The sequence below is a fragment of the Winogradskyella pulchriflava genome (genome assembly GCF_042434315.1).
Taxonomy (GTDB): domain Bacteria; phylum Bacteroidota; class Bacteroidia; order Flavobacteriales; family Flavobacteriaceae; genus Winogradskyella; species Winogradskyella pulchriflava.
On the sequence record NZ_JBHLTQ010000005.1, the window covers coordinates 178,992 to 196,152 of the forward strand.

Annotated in this window: 12 protein-coding genes; all 12 read right to left on the reverse strand. The window is 31.3% G+C overall.

Going from position 1 to position 17,161, the window contains the following annotated elements; genetic code table 11:
• Positions 1–3: 3 nt before the first annotated feature.
• Positions 4–1,239, reverse strand: coding sequence for a TolC family protein (locus ACFFGA_RS10225; RefSeq protein WP_386063405.1), 1,236 nt, complete (start codon positions 1,237–1,239; stop codon positions 4–6).
• Complete coding sequence (locus ACFFGA_RS10230) at positions 1,236–4,943, reverse strand: efflux RND transporter permease subunit (protein WP_386063408.1); 3,708 nt, start codon at positions 4,941–4,943, stop codon at positions 1,236–1,238. Before ACFFGA_RS10230 ends, ACFFGA_RS10225 begins: the two co-directional genes overlap by 4 nt.
• 108 nt (positions 4,944–5,051) lie before the next feature.
• Positions 5,052–5,465, reverse strand: coding sequence for an HYC_CC_PP family protein (locus ACFFGA_RS10235; RefSeq protein WP_386063411.1), 414 nt, complete (start codon positions 5,463–5,465; stop codon positions 5,052–5,054).
• 251 nt (positions 5,466–5,716) lie between these two features.
• On the reverse strand, positions 5,717–9,979 hold the full coding sequence (locus ACFFGA_RS10240; protein WP_386063414.1) for an NACHT domain-containing protein: 4,263 nt from the start codon (positions 9,977–9,979) through the stop codon (positions 5,717–5,719).
• A gap of 343 nt (positions 9,980–10,322) precedes the next feature.
• The gene (locus tag ACFFGA_RS10245; RefSeq protein WP_386063417.1) at positions 10,323–10,772 is read right to left on the reverse strand and encodes a hypothetical protein; all 450 of its coding nucleotides are present in this window, start codon (positions 10,770–10,772) and stop codon (positions 10,323–10,325) included.
• 55 nt (positions 10,773–10,827) lie between these two features.
• Positions 10,828–11,562 carry a P-loop NTPase family protein gene (locus tag ACFFGA_RS10250; RefSeq protein ID WP_386063420.1) on the reverse strand — a complete coding sequence of 245 codons (735 nt, stop codon included), beginning with the start codon at positions 11,560–11,562 and terminating at the stop codon, positions 10,828–10,830.
• A 1-nt stretch (position 11,563) separates the two neighbouring features.
• Positions 11,564–12,232: a hypothetical protein gene (locus ACFFGA_RS10255; protein ID WP_386063423.1), complete on the reverse strand. Its 669-nt coding sequence runs from the start codon at positions 12,230–12,232 to the stop codon at positions 11,564–11,566.
• Positions 12,233–12,250: 18 nt separating this feature from the next.
• Positions 12,251–12,583, reverse strand: coding sequence for a helix-turn-helix domain-containing protein (locus ACFFGA_RS10260; protein WP_386063426.1), 333 nt, complete (start codon positions 12,581–12,583; stop codon positions 12,251–12,253).
• A 174-nt stretch (positions 12,584–12,757) separates the two neighbouring features.
• Complete coding sequence (locus ACFFGA_RS10265; protein ID WP_386063429.1) at positions 12,758–13,726, reverse strand: hypothetical protein; 969 nt, start codon at positions 13,724–13,726, stop codon at positions 12,758–12,760.
• Complete coding sequence (locus ACFFGA_RS10270; protein WP_386063432.1) at positions 13,713–14,852, reverse strand: tyrosine-type recombinase/integrase; 1,140 nt, start codon at positions 14,850–14,852, stop codon at positions 13,713–13,715. Before ACFFGA_RS10270 ends, ACFFGA_RS10265 begins: the two co-directional genes overlap by 14 nt.
• On the reverse strand, positions 14,845–15,444 hold the full coding sequence (locus tag ACFFGA_RS10275) for a helix-turn-helix domain-containing protein (RefSeq protein WP_386063435.1): 600 nt from the start codon (positions 15,442–15,444) through the stop codon (positions 14,845–14,847). The genes ACFFGA_RS10270 and ACFFGA_RS10275 overlap by 8 nt, the downstream gene beginning before the upstream one ends.
• Positions 15,445–15,717: 273 nt before the next feature.
• Entirely contained in the window at positions 15,718–17,124 is a 1,407-nt protein-coding gene (mnmE, locus tag ACFFGA_RS10280) for a tRNA uridine-5-carboxymethylaminomethyl(34) synthesis GTPase MnmE (RefSeq protein WP_386063438.1), read from the reverse strand.
• Between the last annotated feature and the right edge of the window lie 37 nt (positions 17,125–17,161).

Below are 17,161 nucleotides of genomic sequence, written 5' to 3' on the forward strand. Positions count from 1 at the left end.
AGTTTACTGAATTAAATAATTAATAATTGTGCTTTGCACATAGTAGCCCTTAATAGACTCTATTTGGTTCATTTGAAACTTTAATTGCAATTCCTGAATATCCAAAACATCATTAAAATCAATCGTTCCTGTTTCATAGCTTTTGATTAAAATTTCTTCAGCATCTTTGGCTTGTTTTAAGTTCTTGGTTTGCGTAGCATAACTTATTCTTGCAGAAATACGTTCATTAATCGCCTTGCTTAAAAGCGTTTCCAAAGTGTTTAATCGTTCTTGTTTTTGAGCTGTTATTTCTTGCTGTTCTAACTCATTTTGCTTGGTTTGAGATTTATATTTTTTATTAAAAATTGGGATTGACACGGAAACCATAGGCATCACAATATCTTTTCCGTTATCCGAGAAATTCATATCTGGTCTTTCGGAAACATTGATATAGTCCAAGCCAAAACCAATCATAGGACTACTTTCTTTTTGGTTTAGTAATTCTGATTGTTCTATGGATTGATATAGTTTATCATACTTCAACAATTCAGGATGTAATGCTAAATTTTCAGTAATGATTTCAAAGTCTTCTGAAGGCATCATTAAACTATCTACCACAGTAACAGCAACATCATTTTCTCTATTCAAAAGATTATTAAGATTCGTTTGTTCTGCTAAAAACTGTTGACTTAAAACATCTTTTAGTTGTTGCATTTCGTTTTGACGCATTTGCAATCGCAACACATCTACAGCAGATGCTTTACCAACCTCAACAGATGTTAGTGCTAATGTCTCATAGGTTTCCAATAGTTTAATGTTTTCTGTTAGCACCCTTTGTTTCGCTTTGTTAGCGTATAAATTATAATAGGATTGTGATACAGAAGCCATCAATTTTCGCTTTGCAATAACAATGTCTTCATATTTTGCATCAGCTAATGAACTGACATAATTTTCTCTTGATGTAATTGTCCCAAACCACGGTAACATTTGTTTGGCAGATACTTTAAATCGTTGCGCTCCTGTTCTCGTTTCTGGTTCGCTTACAAAATAACCTACACCAAATTCAGTATTAGGAATTGTATTGACCTCGTTTACCTTTTCGGAAACTCTTTTGTATTGCAACTCAAATTTTTGAATTTCTGGACTGTTATTTAATGCTACATCAATAAGTGTTTCTAACTCTTGACTTTGTGCAGAAAGCACAAAGCATAAAGAGCAAAGAACAAAGACTGTTTTTATATTGATTTTTATGTGTTTCATTTTGTTGCTCTTTTAAGTTGAACTTCGGATTTCCAGCTATATAATACTGGCACTATAAATAGGGTTATTAAGGCTATGAGCATTCCGCCAAAACTTGGTATTGCCATTGGAATCATAATATCGCTTCCTCGTCCTGTAGAGGTTAATACTGGTAATAATGCTAAAATGGTTGTAGCTGTAGTCATTAAACAAGGTCTGATACGTTTTTCTCCTGCTTCTACTATGGACGCTCTAATTTCCTTTTTATTCTCTGGTGTATTTCTATCAAAAGTTTGCGTTAAATACGTTGCCATAACCACACCATCATCTGTTGCGATACCAAAAAGCGCAATAAAACCAACCCAAACCGCTACACTTAAATTAATTGGGTGCATCTGGAATAAATCCCGAAGGTTTTCGCCAAAGAAATTGAAGTTTAAAAACCAATCTTGGCCATAGAGCCATATCATTATGAATCCACCAGCAAACGCTACTGCAATACCTGTAAACACCATTAATGAGGTTGCCACAGAACGGAATTGGAAATACAGTATTAAAAAGATTATCGCCAATGCTAATGGCACAACAACAGATAAGGTTTTTTCTGCTCGTAATTGATTTTCGTAAGTTCCTGTGAATGCATAGTTGATTCCTTTTGGAACTATCAATTCACCAGAATCTATCTTTTCCTGAATCAATGCTTGTGCATTTTCAACAACGCTTACTTCTGCAAAACCATCTAATTTATCGAACAGTACATAACCTACTAAAAAGGTATCTTCACTTTTAATGACTTGTGGCCCTTGTTCGTAACGAATGGTTGCTAATTCGCTTAATGGAACAGGACTGCCTTTTTCAACTGGCACATAAATCTGTTGTAAGTCTGTTGGATTTGCCCGTAATTCTCTTGGGTATCGCACACGAACACCATATCGCTCACGACCTTCAACCGTTTGTGTTAAAACCATACCACCAACTGCGACTTTCAATACATCTTGAACATCTTGTATTGAAACGCCATATCGTGCGATTTTCTCTCTATCAATATCAATCAACAAATACGGTTTGCCAACAATACGGTCTGCAAAGACAGCTTCTTTTTTAACACCTTCAGCTTCCTTGATGATGTTTTCTAATTGCACTCCAAACGCTTCAATTTGCTTTAAGTCTTGACCTTTCACCTTAATTCCCATAGGTGCTCGCATTCCTGTTTGAAGCATTACCAATCTGGTTTCAATAGGTTGTAGTTTTGGTGCTGACGTAACTCCTGGTAATTTGGTGACTCTTACAATTTCATTCCAAATATCGTCTGGTGATTCGATTTCTGGTCGCCAATTGCGATAGTATTCACCATCGTCATCTTCGATTAGTTGAGAGCTTTTGACTGTGCCATAAGTAACATTTTTGGAATTATTTGGATTAGAAATAAAACGACCATCTTTTAATTCAAACAAACCATCCTCATTGACTTTGTAGCGTTGCCTTTCTCCATCTGCATTCAGCATATATTCTGATTTATACTGAATGATGTTTTCGTACATTGATAGTGGTGCTGGGTCCAAAGCTGATTCTGTTCTTCCTGCCTTACCAACTACCGTTTCAATCTCTGGAATACTGGCTACTGCCATATCTAATTGTTGTAAAACCCGTTTGTTTTCTTCTACGCCAGAATGAGGCATTGAGGTAGGCATTAATAGAAATGAGCCTTCATTTAAGGATGGCATAAACTCTTTGCCTGTGTTCTTCATAATGAAAAACCCTGCAATTACAATAACTGTCGGTACAGATAAAAACAATAATTTATGATCTAAACACCACCTTAAAATACGTGTGTAATATTTGATGAATAGTGAGAATATGCCTAACAAACCAAAGCATATAACACTTACAAAAATGAGATTCCAGAAGATACTTTTATCAACGCCTAATGGTCGCCAATATTCGGCTAACAGGAATACTATCGTAGATGCTGAAATAATGATATTGATAAGGTTAGTTTGTTTGTCTGTTATCTTATTTTGAAGATTGAGAAGTGCTGTAATTCCAAAAGCAATCAAAATCAATCCTAACCAATACCCATAGACTATTGCTACAATACCTAAAGCTATTAAAACACCATTTAAACCATATTTAAAAGTGGTTTTAATACTTTTCTTTCTGAATAAAAATGCTGCAAATGGCGGAATTAAAAACAAGGCTACAATTATAGAAGCTGTTAATGCAAAGGTTTTAGTAAATGCTAACGGTCTAAATAGTTTTCCTTCTGCACCAATCATTGTAAATACAGGAATGAAACTGATGATGGTTGTCATTACTGCGGTTACAATAGCACCTGAAACTTCTGCTGTCGCATTATAAACTACTGTATTAATAGATTGTGTTCCATCATCTTCATCTAAATGCCTTATAATGTTTTCTGAAAGTATAACACCAACATCGACCATTGTTCCAATAGCAATTGCAATACCTGATAAAGCGACAATGTTTGCATCTACTCCAAAGAACTTCATAGCTATAAAAACCATTAAAACCGCAACAGGCAATAATCCAGAAATTAATACTGAAGCTCGAAGATTAAATACCATAATGATAATAACCAAAATGGTAATAAGTATTTCTAAAGTCAATGCCTCGTTAAGTGTACCTAATGTTTCTTGAATTAATACGGTTCTATCGTAAAATGGTACAATGGTTACTTGTGAGGTTCTACCATCTGCTAATACTTTTGAAGGTAATCCTGCACTTAATTCATTAATTTTCTCTTTTACATTATTGATTACTTCCATTGGGTTTGCACCATAACGCGCTACTACAACAGCACCTACAACTTCTGCACCTTCTTTATCTAATAAACCACGTCTTGTTGCTGGACCTAATGATACTTTTCCGATGTCTTTAATTCGTATTGCTGTATAATCTTTGGAAGTAACAACCGCATTTTCGATGTCTGAAATGGATTTTACATAACCTAAACCACGCACTAAATATTCAGCATTATTGATTTCAATGGTTTGCGCACCAATGTCTTTATTACCTTCCTTAACTGCTTTTACAATATGATGCAATCCAATATTATATTGACGCATCAATTCTGGATTAACATCGACTTGGTATTCTTGCACATAACCACCAATAGAAGCAACTTCTGATACTCCACTTGCAGAGGATAGCGCATATTTAACATAATAGTCTTGTATGCTTCGTAACTCATGTAAATCCCAGCCACCAGTTACGTTTCCGTTTTCATCACGACCTTCTAAAGTGTACCAAAATATTTGTCCTAATCCTGTGGCATCTGGACCCAAAGCAGGATTAACGCCTTCAGGTAATAAACCACTTGGTAATGAGTTTAGTTTTTCGAGAATACGACTTCTACTCCAGTAAAATTCTATGTCTTCTTCAAAAATGATATAGATACTTGAAAAGCCAAACATAGACGAACTACGAATGGTTTTTACTCCAGGAATACCTAACAAGGATGTGGTTAATGGATAGGTAATTTGGTCTTCAATATCTTGTGGTGAACGACCATCCCACTTTGTAAATACAATTTGTTGGTTTTCTCCAATATCTGGTATGGCATCTACAGCAACAGGGTTACTTGGTAAAAATCCTGTATCCCAATTGAAAGGTGCATTTACTGTTCCCCATCCTACAAAAAGAACGAGTAGTAGTACTGCAACGAGTTTATTCTCTATAAGAAATTTGATTGCTTTATTAAGCATATAGTTTGATTATTAAACAGTTAGACATTGGCGTTGTCAAAACACCGAATACAACAAATTATCCACATAGCATAAAGCCATAGGATAAAACAGTCTAAAGTTTAAAAATCAAATTAAATAAGTCTCATCAATCTTGAAGATTTGCCTGACGACGAGTGGTGGTTTGTATTCTTCGAAAGAATACACATTATTTTCTAAACCCTCAAAAAGGTTAATATAAGTGTAAACAAATGAAGCAATGAATACCTGTTGTTCAAACGTAATTTTGTCAACTTTTAGTTGCAGTTCGTCTTGACCTTCAATGGCTAATTGCTTATCATCGCAACAATTTTTCTTGGCAATAGAACAGCCTTCGGTAGAAGGTTTGTCCATTTCCATACCGCAACCTTTAGCTTTTTGGAAAATAGCGGTTTCAACTAAAGTACCACCACAATAATGCATATTCATAGTAAATGACATTGTAGAGAATAACACTACAAATGCCATTGCTAAAGACATTATTTTATGGAATACTTGTTTCATACGGATTACGAAGTTACAAAATTTTAACAACTATTAATTTTGTTTAACACAAGTTTAGTGCTTAACACTACCCTCTACAATAGCAATCTCCGCATCGCTTAAGCCATACAATGCATACACCATTTGGTCAATTTCCTTTTCCCATGTTTGATTTAAAATTATTTATTCCATTTTACTATAAAAACAGATAACAATTATAAATGTTGCTATAATAGCAATTCAATTATAATAGTTAATTATGTTACTTATCTCTATGCAAAATAGTATTGACATTCATTAATTTTTCTTGCAATTGAATGAAACGTCATTGGTTTAGATTCAACCTTTATTTTTATATCTTTTAAATCTAGTAAAGTTTGATTGATATAATACAAATCATTTTCAATTTTGTTAAGTGACTCTCTACATCTCTCTAACTCTTTAATTAGTAGTTTGCAGACTTCAAGTGAATTATTCTGGGCTATTGCAGTAATTGATTCAACTATAAATCTAATAGGGTTGCTATACTCATCAAATTTAAACTCATTGTTGTCGTAGTAAGTATTAATTAACTCAATTATGTAAGGGATTGATTTTTGGTTAGTATGCTTTGGAAAATCCTCAGTACGTAGACTATTTTTAGTTTTTTTTGTATAAACTTTTTGTTCTTTAATCCAATTATTGAAGTACAGAAATGCCTTTTCGTAATTTGCTTTAATAAGATATTTAATGCTAATTAACTCTTTAAAACGTTTTTCATCTGCGTCATAGTAATGCAGTATTTTATCTATAACAAAACCACTTTCGTTATTTTCAATAAGGATATCTAAAACTATCCAAATAATATCATCTTGAACTTCTTTCTGCATTGTGTTATCTGCAATTCTTTTTAGTAAATCTAATGAAAGGTTACTTTGGCAATATTTCTTTAAAATTTCTTTTCTGAAATAATGGTTTCGATTATTGTCTAATAAGTAATCTTCTATGATAGGATAAACGATTTTTAGACGGTTATCTATCGCATAAATGAAGTGGTTTTTTCTTATTTGTTCAATGTTAAATCCTTTTTCTATATTTTTAACAATTCTATTATCAACTTTAGACTTATCCACTAGTTTACTGATATAGTCAATACCGTGATGCTGTTCATTAAAATTCATTATACCATCAACTTCTAATAATTCCAAAAGGATTTCTTCAGGATACTCTAAGTTGAGTAAATTTCTAAAATACCAAATCAGACCGCATTCTTCTTTATTTACTATAGATTCTGATTTAAGCTTTACGGACTTAATGGCTTTTTGGCACCAATTATTTATAAAATCATATTGTTTCCTTGTAATCTTAGTTCCCTGTCTTGTACCTTGACTTAGTCTGTTTTTACGTTTAGAATGTATTACTTCTTTAATTTTATTTATAAGGTATAATTCGCTATTGACTAATTTAAAAACATCATCGAAAGTAACGTGTTTGAATTCAGAAAGGTGCAGCGCATCATGAACAATGTTAATAGCGGACTGAGGGATAGACTTCTGTAGTTCAAGATTTTTCCAATATTTCTTTCTAAAATCATCCACTAACTCCCAATTTACCCTATCCGCACCAAAGTTTTTAAAAAGAGTCTTTAAGACACCTTTAATTTTATTTTTATCAAATAGCAAATCAAAACTTAAACTCTCTTTAACCTCATTGAACTCTTGCCATTCAGTTCTTTCTGCTTCTTCTAGAATATCGCCTTCAAAATCGTAACTTGTTTCTTCCAGTATAATTCTTTGAAATTCTAAACTTAATTCTAAATCTTCATAACTTAGATTATTTCTAAAGTGAAGAACAGTTTTGTCTTTAATGTTATTATTTTTATACTCTTGTGTCAAAAATCTAATACACTTATCTGTGGCTATATAAGACATAAATCGTACACCAATTTTTTCTCGTAATTCATAGAATTTCAAAAAGCCTTTGTGTCGGGTATTTGTGATTTTAAAAAACTCACAAAATCGTTTTTCAAACTCAAAAAGATATTTTCTTTTTTCAATACCGATAAAAATAAAATTCACAACTTTATCAAAGACTTTTTCATCTTCAGAATACATTAAAGAAAGCCTTTTAACTAAATTTATAATCTCACTATCGTTTAGATGATAATTGTCCTTTCTTATTAAAAGAAAATCTAATGCAAATAATAAGTCGTCAATATCATGAAATTGTAAAAGTACATTCTTTAAATTTTGTCTTTCGTTAGAAGCGATGTTTCTATCTTTTTCGTGTTTTCGCTCTTTATCACCACTTATTACTTTGGCTACATTCTTAATATAATCGATATGGTTATTAGGATCTATGGATTTTTCATTAGTAAATAGGTCTTTTTGAAAGCATTCCAATATAGAAGTAAAAGTTCTATGATAATCGTTTTCTTCTATGTGAGATAGAAGCTCTGTAAAAAACTCTTCATCTAAATGATAACTTAATCGCTTCAAAAGTCTTAACAAATCTGATTTAGCATCTAAATCAAAATCTTTGTTATTATCATCTAAAAATTTTAAGAACATTGCTTTTATCTCTTTTTCTCTTTCATATAAATTCATATAAGTTAATAAGTCAAAAGCCGAAATTCTTGTTCTCCTATGATTTGCTTTATTATTTATTTCTGAGATTAAGAAGTCAATATTTTTATTGTTGTCTCCGAACTCGGCAATCTTTCTCGTTTCATTATCATTAGTCCTTATCCATAAAGTATTATTTTTACATCTCTCGATAAAATATTCTTGAAAAACATCTGATCTTATCTCTATAGATATTCGGTCAGAATCAGACTTGAACAATACCTCAGAATCATTCTTTTTGAGCCAATCAATCAATTTTATATAAGTTTCATCGGTTGAATCTAAAGAATTAATTAAGTAGGTTATAGAATTTAGCCATGAAGGATGAGTTTTTTTGTTTTCAGAGTTAAGACTTATAAAACTTATGATTTCTTCAAATGGAAGTTTTAATAATGCCTTGGCAACAAAAAATTCTTGAAGGTTTTTATGTTCGAATTGCCACTTATCTGAGTTGTAAACTTTTTCAATAAAACAAGAATTGATTAGTTCTGCTTTATGATTTGGAATTAGCATTGTTAGTTCGGAATCTTCAATTACTCTTGACTGCATTGCCTCTATAGTTAATGCAGTTTTTTTACATGCAGAAAGTATGATAGACTTATCATACTCTTTATTTTGAAATTTTCTAATTCTGTCTTCCTCTAACCTTTTGTCAACGTATTTTTCAATTAAGTCTGTTTTGTTTTTCGGTAAGCTTGAATTTTCTGAATAGTATTCCCCGAAAAGGTTTAAATAAAAAGGGTTTTCTAAAAACTCTTTTTGGTCTTCATTAACATATAAACCTAATATTACTTTACGAGGAAATTTGAATACTGACTGTAAATGACTTATTGCGCTTTGATAGCTTATACCAGCAAGAAAAAAGCATTCAAATTTTGGTATCCCTTTTACAATATTTTCATAAATGTTGGTTCTACAACTAAGTACAAAATAAATATTCTGTAATTCATCTTTGTTATTAGAAATAAAATTTTGAAGTTTAGCCTTAAACTCGTTTATATAGGATATTTCGTCCAAGCCATCCAAAATAATTAATAAGTTTGGTATTTTATCCCAGTCTTTTGGAAGAAAATCGCTTATTTTACTATCAACGGTAAAACTGTTTATTACTCTGTAAAAAGGGATGATACTAGTTTCTTCCCTATTTTCCCAAAAGTACAATGCCAATTCAGCTAATTCGACAGATTTTCCCAATCCTGGATTACCCAATAAAGCTAATCCATCATTTTCTGGATTTGAAATATTATCTTTTACAATAGTAATTAGGCTTTCTGCATCATCGTCTTCGTGAAATAAATATCTATGAGATGGTTTAGTTTTTCTTTCTTTTATTAAATTCCGTGGAATGTAATTTGTACATTTTTTAGCATTAGGTATAAATTTTTCTTTATCCTCTGCATTAACTATGATTTTCCTAAATTTTCCTCTCGAAAAAATAATACTTTTAAACTTTTCAATTTCCTCTTCCTCATTTATTTCAAAACTAAGCTCTTGTTTGTAAATTTCCTTGTAGATGTCTTTGTTTAAAGCAAACAAGTTTTTAATCCCATTTGATTTCTCTAATAGTCTTATATTGAAAGGAAAAATTCCATTTAATGTTGGTTCTGATTTTTCTGCATTCTTACTATTTTTAAAATCCGATTTGGGACTAACGAATAGCGCCATGTCGTTCTTACTCAATTTATAATTAGTTAAAAGCTCATATGATTTCGTAACTATACTAGCAAAATTCACATCCTTTGAGTAATCTTTACACTCTATATAAAAAATACGTTCTTTATAATCTTTACCAATAGCTATTTGAACATCAAAACCATCTTGTGTTCCATTAAATTGGATACGCTCTTTGTGAACAATATATCCTAATTTATTGAAAAGAAAAGAGAAGAATTTTTTAGTTAATTTTTCAAAATTTTTACCGTCATTTTTCATTAATGAAGTTTAGTCAATTTTATAAAAAATAGCAAGTACTTCGTTGTTTTTGATTCAACTTTAGTTTAATAACGTATATAAACCCAAAACATTAACAATCTATTCGTCCAAAAACTTGGCTTGACGCTCCTCCTACTTAGAATTCTTGATATCTTCTTGAATCGTAATGTTGTAAAACTACTTTATGAATATTTTACAAGCACTTTCGACTATAGCCGTGTCTTATTTTACAAATATGTTTTTAATACTTCTGTTTGGTAAATGTCATAAATTCAAACACCAATGATGCGGTTACATAAAAGTAAGAAATGTCATGAGATATAAGTTGAATAATTGTCTAATTTCAAAATAAAAGTAACTTATTTAAGTTGATATCCTGAATCATTCTTTTTAGTTGATTTAACTCATTCTTTAAAGTAGTAATATCTTCTTTTGTAGCAGGTAGTGAATTTGGTGCAAATAATTTCTTTGCTGCAAAAATTGCTGCATCTGCTGTAGCTGAACCTATAGCCGTATTTGAAATAGAATTTACATCAATCTTTGGTGCGTTTTTAATACTTTCAATCTTAGTTTCTAAGATTTTTATTGAATCTATAATATCAGTTTTTGCTGGTAGGCTCAAACCTTCAGCTTTTGACGCTGTTTCTTCTTTTTGATAGTGTCCTGAAACATATTTATAATCATTTCTCTTATAGCTCGCTTTTGTTTTGCAACTCGTAGTGCAATAAATATGATTACTTCTTCTCGGCTCAAATAATTGATAACAATGCTTGCAATTTTTGGTTTTCCTCATAGTTTTTGGGACATTTTTAATACTAAATACGTTAAATAAGGTTTAATTTAACCTTTTACACTCTTTTACTCTTTCCGTTTAAATTTATGTAATTACACATATTAAACAACCTGTCGACTGCTCTTGCTCCATAAAAACTTTCCAAAACAAGGAGATTACCCTTTGGGTCATCTTCATATCCTTCAACAGGATTCATTGTAAAATGTGTCTTTAGTTTTTTTCTTGAACGTCGCATAATTAGTTCTTTCATAATATTCACATGACCATAATTATTAGCAATTTTTTCTGAAAATAAATCATCAAATAAAATAGTTCCTCGATTATAGTAATCGTAAAAATCTATTTTGTCTTGTGGAGATTTGATTGCTTCATATTGATCTACAACATCATCTACCGAAACCATTTTAAAATGGTGCGGTTTGTATCCCTTCATTACTGCTTCAAAGCTTTTCATAAGGTCTGTCTTTCCAAAACCTACTTTTCCCACTAATAGCAAACCTTTGTCAAAAGAAGGAGCAACTCCCTCTTTATACAAATTTTCACAATTAAGAAATGCGATATCACTCATGAAGTATAAAAAAATTGCAGAAAGGTTTTCATTGATGTAATTCTTAGTGTATTCGAATGGTAAACCTGTATAAGATTTAAATTCCATTTTAAATTGTTCCCATAACCATGCTTTGCTAAATGGGTGGTTAATTTTATTAGATATAGTATTCTTACTAATATTATCTATTATTCTATTGCAGATTAAATCGCAATCCGTGCCTTCTGTGTTTATTAATCTCATATTATCTATTTGTGGCTGTTACTAAAGTTTTAATTTTACCGTGTATTGGTTTTTCGTTCTTTTTCCATTTCATCAGGCGTTTGTCAATTTCAAAAAACACATGGTTTTCATGTTTCATTAATTTTCCATCTCTATCTGTCTCGCTCCAGTAATTAAAAAAATCATTTAATAATTCTTCACTATACTGAGTGTGTGCAAAAACCTTATCTCTAAATATTTTTTTTCTATTTATTATATTATTACTCTTAGTAGTTGCTAAATGATTGTTATTTGATTGGGTAGCGTTTGCTAAAGCTTTGCTATTACGTGTGCTGATTTGTTTGTCATTTGATTCGTCAGTTCGCTCACGGTTTGATTTGGATACATATTTTTTTAAATTGACGATACTAATTTTGGTGAATGATGACGTGGTTTCAATATGGATATCATCACTTAATTGCAGCTTGGATAAGGCTGTTCTAACTTTGCTAATCGTTAGTCCTGTCTCTATAGCAAGCTTCTCATAAGACGTGATAAACTCCCCCTTTTTAATTAGTATGCCTTGCCACCGTTTCGCACTATAATTTACTTTCAGCAAGCAGTGCATAAATAATGCTTTTGCATTGACGTCTGTATACCATTCCCAATCAACTATATTGCGATTAAGCATTATAAACCCTGTTGTATTCATAAAGTTTATTGCCAAGAATTATTGAAATTGTTTTTTTAACAAGAATTCATCAACTTTTTCATTTAAAGATGACTTACTAATTTTCCTACCAGAGTTTATCCAATCTATTAATTCTGATTTAAGAAAATATAACCTCTTTCCTTTCTTACGATAAGGAATTTTGTTTTTATGGACAAGTCCGTAAATTGTAGGTTTAGTTAAATTAACGACTTGAGCAGCATCGTCTATTGAAATGGGTATTTCTTGCTCTCTACCTTTTTGAGCCTCAAAATAAGCCTTAGCTTTTTCAAAGGATTTGTTAGCGAAGTCTTGTATTTGGTCTTCACTAATCATAAATAATTGATTACTCATTGTTAAATGTTTTTAATTTGATACAATGATATAACCAAGAAGAAATAAAACAATGATGCTTCGGAATACTGTCGGAAAGTGTTTGGAATATTTTAATTGCTCATTTTCAATACTTTAATATCGATTAGTATTGCTAAGCATATCTAAAATACATCTGATATTTGATTTAATTATTTAAGATTTTCTAATATTTACTTTGTTATTAAGATGTATATGCCTCATTTGCAATAATTGATGGTTTACAATTTCAATGTTGAAAGATGATAATTTTTGGATAGTACTATTTATTATTTTGAGTTGGTTATCGCCCCTGTAATAATCTACTCCTTTTGACACTTTTGTATAGGCAGTTACCCCTTTAGCACTCTTTAAGAAAATAGCTAAATCATCATAAGTGCCTACTATCCTCACTAGCTTCATTAAGTCCGTTAATTGTAAAGGTGAAGATTTAGATATAAGTATATTAATTATATGAATAATTAAGAACTTCTCGTCATCCGAAAAACTATCAAGTAATTCCATGATGCTTAGCTCTTTTTCAGATTTACTTTTGTCGGTGATATCTTTTGTTTCTTTTTTAATTGGGCTTTGGGGAGCTAGCATTTTCATTTTTTGTTCTCGTTCTTTTGCCTTCTGTGGATATTTATCATCTATCATATTTTTAAAATACTCAGAATCTTTAAATGAAATACCAACAAAATCTTTGAAAAAGAAAAATTCATATTTATTTAAGTCATAAACTAATTGATAATAATCTCTATAATTATAATAATGATTTAATGCCATATTTAGAGAAGCCTCTACAGCCAAATCTGAGATAAAAGCGGCGTAAGAACTAACGTGATTTTTTTCAAACGCTTTCTTAACTTCATCTTCCAAAATCCATTTTATTCTATCACTCTCAGTGCCATCATAATAGGTATGTTTTTTTTGAAACATAGAATATGCCTCATTAAAATTAGTTTCAAGATTATTGGTGTAATTATCATTAATATAATGATGTAAATCCCGAGTAATATTATTGTGGATAGTTGAAAAAGGTCGATTTTTTAATTTTGCTTGCCGCATTTTAGCAATTATCATGCGCTTTGAAACATCCTGTGCTTTTTTATAAAAATGATTATAAGTTTTAAGACAATCCATCTAAATCTAAATTTATTCGGTTAGCTGCTTCTATTTTATTCTTATCCATTACTTTAGTATATATCTGTGTTGTAGAAACATTTTTGTGCCCCAGCAATTTTGAAACTGTATATATATCCGTTCCATTAGCAAGTTGTAATGTTGCATAACTATGTCTAAAATTATGAAACGAAATTTTCTTATTAATTCCAGAATCTTCAATCCATTTTTTAAGTGGACGTACAATTTGTGAATACTTAATACCAACAAATATCTTTCCAGTTTTTGTAGGTTGCAATTCCAATAAGTTATGGGCAGTTTCGGAGATAGGATGATTAAAAGAGTTTCCTGTTTTCTTTTCTTTTAATTGAATATAATATCCTTGATGTTTATCCTTATATACCTTATCCCAAGATAAATTTTTAATATCTACAAATCTCAACCCTGTTAGGGTAGAAAAGAATGCCATATGCTTTATGACATCATGTTTAATATCACTTTTCCATAATACACTTAATTCTTCCTCTGTTAAATACTCTCTGTGAGTTTCTTCTTCTTTGATATATTCAGCGTGTAGTGCCAAATTACTAATTGTTAAATTTTCTTTATAAGCCTCTTTTAATACTCTTATAAACTTCTTAAAATAAGAAGAAGCTGTATTAACTGCTAATTTACCTTTATTAGTTCTTAGATTATTAGCGTTCAATAAAAACTCTCTGTATTTTTTTACATGCAATAGGCTCAGTTGATTTGTTGTTAAGTTGCTACCGAAACAGGCCGATAAATAATTTCTAGATGCCTTCCAAGATAAATAATTATTATAACTCCCATTATTTAAGGACCGATCAACTATTACATCATAAAAGGCTAGAAAATTAAAGTTGAAATTTACGTTTTCCTTAAAACCATATTCTTTATCTCTTAATTGAATTAACCGTTTTGACCTAATCAATTCCGCAAACTCTATCGTTTCTTTATTATGGGCTTTCTCAATTTCTGACTTTGGATTAGCATAAATTTTTAACTTCAAGAACTCGCGTCTCGACTCCTTCCCTGTAGTAGGATTAATTATTGCAGGATAGTAGTCCAAATATAAACTGTATTTACCATCGGTAATTTTTTTCTTTCTAACTGTTACATTAATCATTAAGTATTGTTTTTGAGGGTGCTCCAAATATTCTTTTAATCTCAGATTTTAATACGTAATTAAATCTTCCCATTTTAATCTTTTCAATTCCTTTTGATTTAATATGTCTTTCTACTGACTTGGCAGACACATTATAATACTTTGGTACTTCACTCATGTAGTAATAGTCCTCCTTGTTGAAACTAATAGTTTCATCAGAGGAATTTTTTATTGATTTTGTATTTACATTTGATTTAACTAATTTATTCTTACAATATTCTTCCAAATCAACCTGCCTAATCAAAACTCGACTCGTTATACGAAAGTGCGCTAGTTCGCCACTACGAATTAATCTGTTAATCGTTGATTGACTCACATTAAGCAATAAGGCACAGTCTTTAATCTCTAAATATGCTTTGCACTTTGCAATTTCTAATAAATCTCTATAAGGAATCGTTGTTTCTTTTCGTGAAACAACATTTTCTTTCAAACGCTTTTCCTTCGCTCTAAGTTTATAATCTTTCTGATTGCAACTGTGACTGCAAAAGCGAGTCTTCGTTGTATGTGCTTGAAATTGCTTTCCACAAAAAGTACAGCGTTTTTTTACTACCACGTCTAAATATTGAAATTCATTTATATTACTTAGTTACACCTACAAATAAGCATACACTCCTGTTATTGTCTCCATTATTCTATATACATCATATTACACGACATCCGACAAACATAAAAACAAACTTAATAAAAAAACAAAAAAAAGGTACAATTGAGGTACAAAAAAAACAAGAAAAACAATATAATTTAACAAATGAAGAAAAAGTACAAAACAAAAAAAACCCTATATATAAAGGGTTTTGTTTGTTATAATTTGTAATTCTGCACAAATCTATTTTCCGATACAAAAATTAGCAAAAATATTACCCAACAGGTCATCGTTGGTAATCTCACCTGTAATCTCACCAAAGTGATACAAGGCCTGTCGGATATCTATCGCCAACAAATCTCCAGACAAACCGGTTTCCAAGCCATGCTGTACCTTTTGGATTTCTTCAAAAGCTTTCAGTAAAGCATCATAATGACGAGAGTTGGTCACAATGGTTTCATTATTTCTAAGCGCACCAGTATTTATTAAATTAAGAAGTGAATTGGTTAATTGCTCTACACCAAACCCTGTTTTAGCAGAAATAGGTATAAGGTTTTCAGCATAAGGACTAAGGCTGGTGATTAAGTGCGCTAAATCCGCATCTGTAATTTGGTCTATTTTATTCAAGATAACCAGTAACTGCTTTTGCGGAAACTTGTTCTTTATCTTTTCGATTTCTATTTTAAACAACGCTATGGCTTCACTACCAGCGACCAACTGAGGACTACCAACCAAAAACATCACCACCTGCGCTTGCTCAATCTTTTCAAACGTCTTTTTTATACCAATGCTCTCAACAACATCTTTGGTCTCCCTTATACCTGCAGTATCTATAAATCTAAAACCAATACCTCCTATGGATATTTCATCTTCAATAGTATCTCTGGTAGTTCCTGCAATTTCAGAAACTATCGCTCTATCCTCATTCAATAAAGCATTAAGTAAAGTCGATTTCCCCACATTGGGCTCACCAACAATAGCAACAGGAATACCGTTTTTTATCACATTACCAACAGCAAACGAATCTATTAAGCGTTTCAACACAAAATGAATGCGCTCAATGAGTTGTTTAAACTGGGTTCTATCGGCAAACTCTACATCTTCTTCAGCAAAGTCGAGTTCTAATTCTATTAACGACGCAAAGTTTAAAAGCTCTTCGCGTAGCTTAGCAATTTCAGAAGAAAAACCACCACGCATTTGCTGCATTGCAATTTGATGTGAGGCTTCATTATCACTAGATATTAAATCGGCTACAGCTTCCGCCTGACTCAAATCTAGCTTTCCGTTTAAGAAAGCACGTAGCGTAAATTCACCAGCAGTTGCCATACGACAGCCTTGCCTCAAAAACAATTGAATAATCTCTTGTTGAATATAGTTAGAGCCATGGCAAGAAATCTCTATAACATCTTCTCCTGTATACGAATTTGGGTTTTTAAAAACGGACACTAAAACCTCATCAAGCGTTTTATCACCATCTATTATATGACCTAAATGAATGGTATGAGTGGGTTGTGCGCTTAAGTTTTTATTAGAAACAGATTTAAACGACTTAGAAGCTAACCCAATGGCATCCTTACCAGACAATCGTATAACAGCAATAGCACCACTTCCAGATGGTGTTGCCAAAGCCACAATAGTATCGTTATGCATAATTCTGTTCTTTGTTGCAAAAGTATTGTAAAATATT

Coding starts and splice junctions, on each gene's coding strand:
- ACFFGA_RS10225 (WP_386063405.1), bottom strand. CDS start 1,239: ATGAAACACATAAAAATCAATATAAAAACAGTCTTTGTTCTTTGCTCT.
- ACFFGA_RS10230 (WP_386063408.1), bottom strand. CDS start 4,943: ATGCTTAATAAAGCAATCAAATTTCTTATAGAGAATAAACTCGTTGCA.
- ACFFGA_RS10235 (WP_386063411.1), bottom strand. CDS start 5,465: ATGAAACAAGTATTCCATAAAATAATGTCTTTAGCAATGGCATTTGTA.
- ACFFGA_RS10240 (WP_386063414.1), bottom strand. CDS start 9,979: ATGAAAAATGACGGTAAAAATTTTGAAAAATTAACTAAAAAATTCTTC.
- ACFFGA_RS10245 (WP_386063417.1), bottom strand. CDS start 10,772: ATGAGGAAAACCAAAAATTGCAAGCATTGTTATCAATTATTTGAGCCG.
- ACFFGA_RS10250 (WP_386063420.1), bottom strand. CDS start 11,562: ATGAGATTAATAAACACAGAAGGCACGGATTGCGATTTAATCTGCAAT.
- ACFFGA_RS10255 (WP_386063423.1), bottom strand. CDS start 12,232: ATGAATACAACAGGGTTTATAATGCTTAATCGCAATATAGTTGATTGG.
- ACFFGA_RS10260 (WP_386063426.1), bottom strand. CDS start 12,583: ATGAGTAATCAATTATTTATGATTAGTGAAGACCAAATACAAGACTTC.
- ACFFGA_RS10265 (WP_386063429.1), bottom strand. CDS start 13,726: ATGGATTGTCTTAAAACTTATAATCATTTTTATAAAAAAGCACAGGAT.
- ACFFGA_RS10270 (WP_386063432.1), bottom strand. CDS start 14,852: ATGATTAATGTAACAGTTAGAAAGAAAAAAATTACCGATGGTAAATAC.
- mnmE (WP_386063438.1), bottom strand. CDS start 17,124: ATGCATAACGATACTATTGTGGCTTTGGCAACACCATCTGGAAGTGGT.